Source organism: Nostoc sp. CHAB 5836, assembly GCF_020829445.1.
In the GTDB taxonomy this organism is placed as follows: domain Bacteria; phylum Cyanobacteriota; class Cyanobacteriia; order Cyanobacteriales; family Nostocaceae; genus Nostoc.
The window spans coordinates 24,188-34,801 of the sequence record NZ_JAIVFV010000067.1 but is presented as its reverse complement, the minus strand read 5'-3'; the positions used below and the strand labels follow the sequence as shown (position 1 = coordinate 34,801).

Below are 10,614 nucleotides of genomic sequence, written 5' to 3'. Positions count from 1 at the left end.
TAGCAATCCTAAATCATTTGTGAAAATTATAATCTCTTTTTTCTTTCTTCCCTTTGCGCTCTTAGCGTACTTTGCGGTTCGTTTTCAAATTTTATATTTTTCACGACTCATTTAGGATTGCTATAGTAAGTACCTAAACTCTCTAGTACAGTACCTCTTATTTTACTGGAAGTACAAACCATAAAACCTCAACAGTTAAGACTGCTGAGGAATTCAAGCTAAAAAAAAGGAGTCTAAATTAGACTCTTAAAAAACTTGGGGGTAAAAGGGCGGTTAGAAACCGCGTCTACACGAGGCTTTACCCACCGACCTGGGTTAATAAACCTTTATTTTCTCTTAGTCCGCGCAGGCGGACTTTGTTTGTCTAGCCGCGAATTCTATTCGCCCTGGCTCTAATTTGACACTACACAAATCAGGTAACGCCAAAGACAATCACTAAACCCAAAACCGCCCCAAACACGATCAAGGCATAGAATTGAGCGCGACCGTTTTCTAGGTACTTTAACCCTTCACCGCTAACGAGGGTGAAAAAGCCCGTGAGGTTAACAGCACCATCTACAACGCGGAAGTCAACTTCCATAACTTGTCTAGCTAGGCGACGCAAGCCCAGGACAAAAACCCGATGGTAAATATCATCAAAATACCACTTGTTGAGGGATAACTCGTAAAGTGGTTTGATTTGAGCAGCGATCGCAGCCGGGTCAATCTTACGGCGCAAATACATCAACGAAGCCAGGGTAATCGCAATCAAAGAAATTCCGACTGAGGCGCCCGCCATAATGTAGAATTCCGTCGGATTGAACTCGGAAGCCTTTTCTATAACTTCTGAGAGGGTTTCGCTAGGAGGAAAGATAAACTCTTCAAAATAATTGGCATAGGGAGTTCCCACCAAACCAATCAAAATCGAAGGCACAGCCAACACTGCTAACGGCAGTGTCATCGTCCACGGCGATTCGTGGGGGGAGTGGCTGTGATCCCCGTGGGAGTCCTGGGAGTCATGTTGCTCACTAGTTGCCGCCAATTCTCCTTTCTTCATTGCCCCAGGCCCAAAATTCGGGACTGGTTGTTGTGACTCTAATTCCAAGACGATTGTCGCCGTCGCTTTTTTGAGTTTTTCCTTGATTTTCTCGTCATTACCCCGGAATTTACCTTCAAATGTCGAGAAATACATTCTAAACATATAGAAAGCCGTAATCCCAGCAGTTAGCCAGCCAATGAACCAGAGAAGTGGGTTAGCCTCAAAAGCCTTCCCCAGAATTTCATCTTTTGACCAGAAACCAGCAAAGGGGGGAATACCAGAAATTGCCAAGCAACCAATCAAAAAGGTAGTTGCTGTGACAGGCATATACTTTCGCAGTCCACCCATCAAGCGCATATCTTGAGCTAAGGCGGGGTCGTGTCCAACCACACTTTCCATACCATGAATTACTGAACCGGAACCCAAGAACAGCATCGCCTTGAAATAGGCGTGGGTCATCAGGTGGAATAGTCCAGCACTGTAGGAACCTATTCCCATTGCCATCACCATGTAACCAAGTTGGGAAATGGTGGAATAAGCCAAGCCCTTTTTGATGTCGTTTTGGGTAATGGCAATGGTTGCCCCCAAAAACGCCGTAAACGCTCCAGTAAAGGCAATGACGTTCATTGCAACTGGAACGTCTTCAAATACTGGATACATCCGGGCAATCAGGAAAACACCCGCCGCCACCATTGTTGCTGCGTGAATCAAGGCAGAAATGGGGGTGGGGCCTTCCATTGCGTCTGGTAGCCAGACATGAAGGGGGAATTGGGCTGATTTCGCCACTGGCCCTAAGAAAACTAAAATCGCAAACAGGACAGCGAGAAAATTGCTGATAGAACCTGATTCTACGAGTTGGGCGAGGCGATCGCCCATGATATTAAAATCAAAGCTTCCCGTTGCCCAAAATAGCCCCAAAATGCCAAGTAACAAACCAAAGTCGCCCACGCGGTTGGTCACAAATGCTTTTTGCGCGGCATCGGCTGCTGACTTGCGATCATACCAAAAGCCGACCAGCAAGTAGGAACACATCCCCACCAATTCCCAGAATATATAAATCTGTACTAGGTTGGGGCTGACCACCAGACCTAACATTGAGGAGCCAAATAAACTGAGATAGGCGTAAAACCTCACGTAACCGGGATCGTGAGCCATGTAGCCATCGGTGTAAACCATGACTAGGCAGGCTACCGTTGTGACAATCACCAGCATTAAGGCTGTCAGGTGGTCAATAGTGTAGCCCATGCTCAGGTGAAAATTACCAGCAGCCGCCCACTCAAAGGTGCGAATATAAGGCGCGTGTCCTTGAATTTGACTCCACAACAAGGCAAACGACAGAGCCATAGCTGCTCCCATCATAGAGATAATCAGCACAGCGTTAAGCTGCCGTAGGCGGTTTGTCACCTGATTCAACGAGATTAACCCTAGACCGACCAGCATTGCCCCGAGAAGAGGGAACACCGGAATCAGCCAGGCATACTGATAGATTACTTCCATCACTGACGCCTACTTTTAGAATTCTTGATTAGCGTGTCGGAACTGTTAATAATTGTGACACACACCCTTTAGGTTAAAATAACCCACCCAAGGCTGATTGGGTGGGGTGTTAAGCATGGTTTTAGATTTGGTCATTAGTCATTGGTCACTTGTACTGCCCTTAAGAGCGGGACGCACTCGCGTTCAACTACGCAGTTCGACTGCGGTTCCATCTCTTCTTAGGCTACGCCAACGAGCAAAGTCGAGATGCTCACCGTCAACTCACCAAGCGCGTAGTCGAAGTATTAGTCATTAGCCCCATGCCCATCAAGCTGACCGACACTCTAAGTCCACTGTTTTTGAACTTTTGTAGATTTTGGGGTAATTGCTGTAGCTGGCTTTAATCTCTTCTAAAGCTAGACGTAAATCTTCTCTGCTGCGAAAGCATTCCAAGCGATGGCGAATAGTGCCATTTTCAATTAATAGTAAAGTTGGTAGTGATTTGAGCCTATAAGTAGTAGACAATTTAAAATTTTGATCGGCATTAACCCCAACTAATTTAATTTCTTCCCCCCATTGGGCTTGAAATTGCAACAACAGTGGGTGGATAACTCGACACAAGCCACACCAAGGTGCTTCAAAATTAACTAAAACAGGAATAGGAGATTCTAAAACTTCTTGAGTAAATGTCCGCTCACTAACCGACAACACCATGACGCCTCTTGGATTATAAGGTTTTTTATCAAACTAGCTATCAGCACTGAATTCAGTAGTGGTGAGTTCCGAGTCCTGTTAGGGGATAGCTAGGGTTTAGCTCGTGCTGAGTAAAAGTTTATAACTAAAAGTTAGGGGATTGAATGAGGAGATCGTTTCTCTATCAAATTTCAACCTGACTGAACTCACCCCCACGATTGATGTTTGAATTTATCCTACATTGATTTAGGGTAATTGAATCAGCTGAAATTTTCGTCGATTTGGGATTTTTTGCTGACACTGGGGATCACCTAAGATTACCATCCTATCTTACTAGTTGCTTCCAGCAACAGAGGGTGCGACGACCAAAGTAAAATTATGAAAATGACAACTCCCAAATAGGCAGGACGGAGAAATTCCTGCCATAAGATAGATTGACGACCGTCAATAATTGCTTTAAAGGGAATAATTGAAGTTCGTTGTTTGGCACTTTCAAAAGCTTCCCCATAGCGATCGCTCAAACGGCGATCGCCATGCCAAACCCCAAATAAGTGATGCAATACCAATCCAATGGAAGTCACAAGGGTAAAGGTAGTACCCAGCCACAGAGTATGGGCAACACACCAGATTATTTGTCCCACCATCTGGGGATGACGGGTAATCCGAATAATTCCTGTTTCGTAGAGATGAACTTGGGGCTTTTGAATAGCAGCAATTTCTAGTAGATTGAAGGTAGCAGGGTATAAAAACAAAAACGAGATTGCTGACAGCAGCCAAACAAATTCTCGCACTCCTGGTACTCCTTGTACCTGCCAAAGTTGCAAACCATCATAGCGGTGCCCAAAAAAGTAAATAATTAATATCACAGCCAATGGGAGGCTGACTAATGCAAAGAAAATGCGATAAAGCCTTGGGCCGATGTATTTTTCTGCCCTTGGACGCAAAGCAGCGCCTCCACTGTGAGCGATCGCAAAAACTATTTGTAACCCCAGTATGACAAAATGACTAGGTGTCAACCAATAAATCAGCAGCATATAGACGGGTGAAGTAATTTAAATAAAATTGAATTCAGTACAACCAATACCACAAAGTATTCAAAAGGGGACTTTAGTCAAGATGTTGTGCTACTGTCTTTTCCAGTCAAGCCTTCAAGTTTAATATGCAACCAATCACCCCCGGCTGATTTTTGCCAAAGCTGATTTGTTGTATGTATCCGCTCCTTTAAAAGTTTGTGGGTTGAGCCTTATGTCTGACCTTCCTTTCACTTTAGATCAGTTACGTATCCTAAAAGCGATCGCTGTAGAAGGAAGCTTCAAGCGTGCCGCTGATAGTCTTTACGTCTCCCAGCCCGCCGTGAGTTTGCAAGTGCAAAATCTCGAACGGCAGCTTGATGTTCCCTTATTCGATCGTGGAGGACGACGTGCCCAATTAACCGAAGCCGGGCATCTACTCTTAAGTTACGGTGAAAAAATCCTCAGTCTTTGTCAGGAAACCTGCCGGGCGATCGAGGATTTACAAAATCTCCAAGGCGGTACTTTGATTGTCGGTGCTTCTCAAACCACTGGCACTTATCTTTTGCCCAAAATGATCGGGATGTTCCGACAAAAATATCCAGATGTGGCAGTGCAATTGCACGTCCACTCTACCCGACGAACTGCTTGGAGTGTCGCTAACGGACAAGTTGATCTGGCAATTATCGGCGGTGAAATTCCCGGCGAACTATCAGAATCTTTAGAAGTTATTCCTTACGCTGAAGACGAACTAGCGCTGATTCTACCTGTCTTTCATCCCTTTGCCAAACTTGAAAAAATCCAAAAGGAAGACTTATATAAATTACAATTCATTGCCCTAGATTCCCAATCTACTATCCGCAAAGTAATTGATCAAGTGTTAGCACGCTGTGAGATTGATACCAGACGTTTTAGAGTTGAAATGGAACTAAATTCCATTGAAGCGATTAAAAATGCTGTGCAATCTGGTTTGGGGACAGCCTTTGTTTCAACCAGTGCGATCGCTAAAGAGTTACAAATGGGTGTTCTGCACCGTGCCAACATTGAAGGCGTTGTCGTCAAACGGACACTGTGGCTGATTGTTAATCCTAATCGCTATCGATCCAAGGCCGCAGAAGCTTTTAGTCAAGAAATTTTGCCCGAGTTTGCTAACCCTGCATGGAATCAAAATGTGTTAAAATTATCACAAAAAATCATAGTTGTAACTACATTGGATCCAGGGAGGGACACTCTCTCGGGCGAAGACTAAAATCTGGTTATTAGTCTTTGAAGCTGTATTCACTGTTGGCGTTGGTGTAGCCAAAGGCTCTTTAGGAGACGTTACACGTAGCAAGATCCCCGTAGGAGTACGCAGGCTGGCCATCGCCAGAAGCCGACGCTCATACTTCTTTTTTGTCATTTGTTCTTTGTTTTGTTTATAAATGACCAACGATCAAATAATTTGTAATTCGTAATTCGTAATTCGGAATTATTAACCCATCAGTGTTCGCGCAAGATGCCGAAAGTAAGCGATGGGTTTGACATCAACAAAAAAAGGTTCCTGTTATTCCTAAATGAATTTAGTTTCTCTTAACCTGAATGAATTACGAATTATCAATTACGAATTATTTTGAATAATGACTAATCACCAAAATGGAAGTTTACTGCACTCGTCCACGTTGCCCACGCCCACAAAATTATTTTGTCGATTTAGATGAGATTACGACCCTGAAGACAACCCAGCAAAAGTACTGTACTACCTGTGGTATGCCACTGATGCTAGATGGTCGATACGTAACAACGAAGTTGCTGGGAAGGGGCGGGTTTGGAGCAGCCTTTTTAGCACGCGATCGGCGAATACCGGGAATGCGTCAATGCGTAGTTAAGCAATTTCAACCAGTGGGCAACTTAAACTCAACTCAATTGCGACAAGCGCAGTTAATGTTTGAGAGAGAGGCAGAAGTGTTAGCACAACTTGGTAATGATCATGAGCAAATTCCTGACTTATTTGCCTTCTTTCCAGTGATAGTTAATAGCTTGCAATCAGGACAGCAAGACCAATTTTTTTATTTGGTACAAGAATACATTGATGGGCAAAACTTGGAGGAAGAATTAGTCCAAAATGGCAAATTCTCTGAGCAGCAAGTGTTGGAGGTGCTGGAAGAAATCCTGAAGGTACTAAAGTTTGTCCATAATCGAGGCATTATCCACAGAGACATTAAACCTTCTAATATAATGCGTCGTCGTGATGGTAAACTTTTTCTCCTAGATTTTGGCGCAGTCAAGCAAGTAACAAATGTTGCACTTGGTTCTGCGGCTTCTTCCACAGGAATTTATTCTATGGGATTTGCACCGCCTGAGCAAATGACTGGGGGTCAAGTATTTCCATCTACAGACTTATATGCTTTAGCTGTAACTCTTATTACCTTGTTAACCAATCAGGAAGCAGTTCAACTATTTGATGCCTATAGCAACCAGTGGAAATGGCGATCGCAAGCGACTGTCAACCCTCGCCTTGCTGACGTTTTAGACAAGATGCTCCTACCTGCTGCTAATCAGCGCTTCCAGTCAGCCCAAGAGGTTCTAGATGCACTTAACTTACAGGCGGGTCAAACGGCTACACAAATTAATTTACCTTCTGTAACCCTCCCACCACAACCACCTAAAGGTTCTAGTCCCGTCGTCCCCCGCCGTCCACTAACTCAACCAGCGTTTTCGACAGTGGAATTATTAGCCGGGGCGGCATTTAGTGGATTTGAAGGTGCATTAATAGCGATCGCCCTCTTCAGTCTAGTAAAATCACCCATAGCTACTTTCACTGTTGCATCGGTGATTTTAGGTATACTAATTTTTGCCCAAACTAGGCGGTGGATTGAAAAGTTTGATTTATTAATTATTCCAACAATTACTTTTGCAATTATTTCTTTTCTCCCCTTGTTACAAGGGGGGCTTGGCATTCAGACAGTGGTTATTTTAGCAGTTGCAGCAGGCTTAGTAGCCATTTCATTCACAGCAGTATTTCGACTTATTTATAAATTATTATCTCTGTTACTTTAAAAAATTCGTGCTGCTAACAGCCATCTATGTCTCAGAAAAACGAAACACTTAGTCTTTTCTTAGCCGTTGTCATCACCATTGGTTTAATCTTCGGTGGTCTATGGTTTCTGATGGAACGGTGGGCGCAATTAACTGGAACTGTTCCTAAAACTTCGGGGAGTAGCAACACAGGTAATCCCATAAACCAGTTTGTTAACAGATGTAACTTGGCAAATCTCCCACAAGGGACATTTAATTATGGTGGTAGCACAACCTGGGCACCCATCCGTAAAGAGGTAGACTCCGTACTGCAAAGCCTTTGCCCTCAATTTACTTTACGCTACACTCAACCTGCTTCAGGTCAACCCGGATCTGGAACTGGTATTCGGATGTTGATAGATAATCAACTAGCTTTTTCTCAATCTTCTCGCTCAGTCAAAGCTGAAGAAAATACCGAAGCTAAACAAAAAGAATTTAGTTTGAAAGAAATTCCGGTGGCAATTGATGGTATTGCGATCGCAGTTAACTACAATCTCAATATCCCTGGTTTAACTGTCGCCCAACTCAAAGACATCTACACGGGTAAGATTACTAATTGGCAACAGGTGGGTGGGCCAAATTTACCAATGACAATCTACTCTCGCAGCAAAGAAGCTGGGGGTACAGTAGAATTCTTTATCGAAAATGTTTTAAATAAAGAGAATTTTGGTACTAACGTTAGTTATATTGGCACTACCACGGAAGCGGTACGCAAAGTAGCGATGAATCCTGGCGGAATTTACTATGCTTCTGCCCCAGAGGTTGTACCCCAATGTACGATTAAATCCCTACCAATAGGGCGGATAAGCGGTCAATTTGTGCCTCCCTACCAACAACCTGCTGTATCTCCATCTGAATGTCCTAGTAAACGTAATCAGTTGAATAGTCAAGCATTTCGTAGTGGAGACTACGCAATTACCCGCAATTTATTTGTAATCGTTAAACAAAATGGACAAACAGATCAGCAAGCTGGCGAAGCTTATGCCAATTGGCTCCTGACACCTCAAGGTCAAGAACTGATCGAAAAAGCAGGATTTGTCAAAATTAAATGATCAAAATGGTTAAATTTAGCTCAATAATAAAATTAAGACTTACGCAAAAACTCTCTCAAACTCCTATAGGACTACTATTTTATTTTTGAACAGATACCTAGGGTGCCTTAGCGCAGAAAGTACGGCACCATTCTTAAGGGTTCGGTGCGTTAGCGTTTCGCTAACGCACCCTACAAATACTTAATGTTGTTCAAAAATCAAACCGGATTCCTATATTTATCAAAGAAGAGAATAGGGAAAGTTTTTTATCTCAAGATGTAAGTTCTACAAATTAGGACTTACGCAAAAACCCTCTCAAACTCTCATTCCTCCGTGAACTCTGCGTTCTCTGTGGTTTGTTTTCCGTTCCCTTTGCGTAAGTCCTAAAATAATAAACATTTTTATTTTATTTAAATTTGTTCATGTCACAAAAGAATGAAACCAAAGTTTTAGCCTTGGCCCTGCTGCTAACCGTTGGCATAGTTGGCGCTGGTGTTTGGTGGTTTACTAACAATTCTGGGGTCAAAATTGTTAATAGCATCACTCAAAATCCAGAAACAGTTAGCAATCCATCCTTGCAAGACCGGATTAGTTTTGGAGAAAAATCCTTGACTCCGGGTGACATTTCTCCAGTGAAAAAAGAAGGAGTACAGGCGATCGCTGCTAAAACTTATGATCAAGCGATCGCCAACTTCACAGCTGCTTTAAAACTCAACCGTAACGATCCAGAAGCGCTAATTTTTCTTAACAATGCCCGCATCGGTTCTTCTAAAAGCTACACCATTGTGGCTTCTGTACCATTTGGCACTGATCCCAATGCTTCTTTAGAAACTTTACGTGGCATTGCCCAAGCCCAAGATGAAATTAATACTTCTGGAGGAGTCAAGGGAGTACCGTTGAGGGTAGGGATAGCTAATGACAATGAAAATCCAGAAATAGCCAAGCAAATCGCTTCCAGCTTGGTCAGCAATTCAGAAGTATTAGGTGTAGTTGGTCCGAATACTAGCGATTCCACCTTAGCGGCGGGTACTATTTATACTTCTGGACAACTTGTAGCTATTTCTCCTACCAGCACATCTGTCAAAATTTCTAACTTTAGCCCCTACGTTTTTCGCACGGTTCCCAGTGATTTTATCGCTGCTAGAAGTTTAGCCAACTACATGGTGAGAACCTTGCAGAAAAAAAATGCAGTGGTTTTCTTTAATTCTCAGAGTAACTATAGCCAGTCTTTAAAGTCGGAGTTTGTTTCATCTGTTTCCCTAGAGGGTGGACAGGTATCCAGCGAATTTGACTTATCCAAGGCGGATTTTAGTGCGGCTAAAAGTGTAGAACAAGCAATTAAGCAAGGTGCAGAAGTGTTGATGTTAGCTGCTAACACTGAAACTCTCGATAAAGCGCTGCAAATAATTCAGATTAACCAGAAACGGTTAACTCTGCTGGCGGGAGATGATGTTTACAGCGCTAAAACTTTAGAAATTGGCAGAGAACAAGCTGTGGGGATGGTATTGGCAGTTCCCTGGCATATTGAGAGCGATCCCAAGTTATATTTTCCCCAGAAATCTCGGTCGCTATGGGGTGCTGATGTGAGTTGGCGAAGCGCCCTGAGTTATGATGCTACTGTCGCTCTGATTGCGGCATTAGAACGCAATCCTACGCGGTCTGGAGTCCAACAAGCACTCTCATCCTCTGATTTTTCTGCTACAGGTGCTTCTGGTACAATTCGGTTTTTGGCATCAGGCGATCGCAATGCCCCAGTCCAACTTGTGAAAATCCTTACTGGTTCGCGCTCTCGCACTGGTTATGACTTTGAACCAGTGCGATAGCCAGCATTGAACGCACCGCCAACCAAATCTTGCGATTATGGTTGGGGATTCTTGCGCTTTTGAAGCCAAAAGACTTCTAAGCGTTCCCAGTCATACTGGCGTCCGAGCGTGGAGCGTAGAAACTTTTGTCTACGCAAACCCCAGAAAAACTAGCAATTCCTAAATAAATAATTGCTGTAAATGGTCGTGCCTCTACGACATTTCGCTTTGCCGTACCAGTATTATTCTACTACAATGAAGATTCACTTTTATTTTGGTTTCAAAATCAGGGCTGAAGCCCTTACTACAAACTAAAAGCTTTTATTTTTTGTGACACTTGCGTAAGTCCTATTAAGGGACTTCCAAATAAAAAAATACTCAACTACTTATTGTGGGGTGGGCGTCTCGCCCGCCCATACACAAGGGCGGGCGGGACGCCCACCCCACAAGATTGGGTAATTTATTTCTTGGAAGTCCCTAAAGTAGTCAAAAGTTAGAATTTGTCAGAATTTGCTCATAAAACTCCCGTC

General features: G+C 43.4%; 7 protein-coding genes. 4 read left to right on the top strand and 3 right to left on the bottom strand.

The features are described 5' to 3' along the window. Positions 1 to 412 precede the first annotated feature (412 nt). From LC605_RS15475 to LC605_RS15465, 3 genes are all read right to left on the bottom strand, one after another. A complete protein-coding gene (locus LC605_RS15475; protein WP_229548415.1) occupies positions 413 to 2,515 on the bottom strand; it encodes an NAD(P)H-quinone oxidoreductase subunit 5 in 2,103 nt (700 codons plus the stop codon). Positions 2,516 to 2,821: 306 nt separating this feature from the next. Then, complete coding sequence (locus LC605_RS15470) at positions 2,822 to 3,208, bottom strand: co-chaperone YbbN (protein ID WP_229548412.1); 387 nt, start codon at positions 3,206 to 3,208, stop codon at positions 2,822 to 2,824. A gap of 296 nt (positions 3,209 to 3,504) precedes the next feature. After that, positions 3,505 to 4,221, bottom strand: coding sequence for an NnrU family protein (locus LC605_RS15465; protein WP_229548411.1), 717 nt, complete (start codon positions 4,219 to 4,221; stop codon positions 3,505 to 3,507). 211 nt (positions 4,222 to 4,432) lie between these two features. On the opposite strand from LC605_RS15465, the gene LC605_RS15460 reads away from it, so the two are divergent. From LC605_RS15460 to LC605_RS15445, 4 genes are all read left to right on the top strand, one after another. Then, entirely contained in the window at positions 4,433 to 5,446 is a 1,014-nt protein-coding gene (locus LC605_RS15460; protein ID WP_229548410.1) for a LysR family transcriptional regulator, read from the top strand. A 383-nt stretch (positions 5,447 to 5,829) separates the two neighbouring features. Next, a complete protein-coding gene (locus LC605_RS15455) occupies positions 5,830 to 7,233 on the top strand; it encodes a serine/threonine-protein kinase (protein WP_229548409.1) in 1,404 nt (467 codons plus the stop codon). Between the two features lie 26 nt (positions 7,234 to 7,259). Beyond that, positions 7,260 to 8,303 carry a substrate-binding domain-containing protein gene (locus LC605_RS15450; protein WP_229548408.1) on the top strand — a complete coding sequence of 348 codons (1,044 nt, stop codon included), beginning with the start codon at positions 7,260 to 7,262 and terminating at the stop codon, positions 8,301 to 8,303. A gap of 401 nt (positions 8,304 to 8,704) precedes the next feature. After that, positions 8,705 to 10,105 (top strand): ABC transporter substrate-binding protein, encoded by a 1,401-nt coding sequence (locus tag LC605_RS15445; protein WP_229548407.1) that lies wholly within the window; start codon positions 8,705 to 8,707, stop codon positions 10,103 to 10,105. The last annotated feature ends 509 nt before the right edge of the window (positions 10,106 to 10,614 follow it).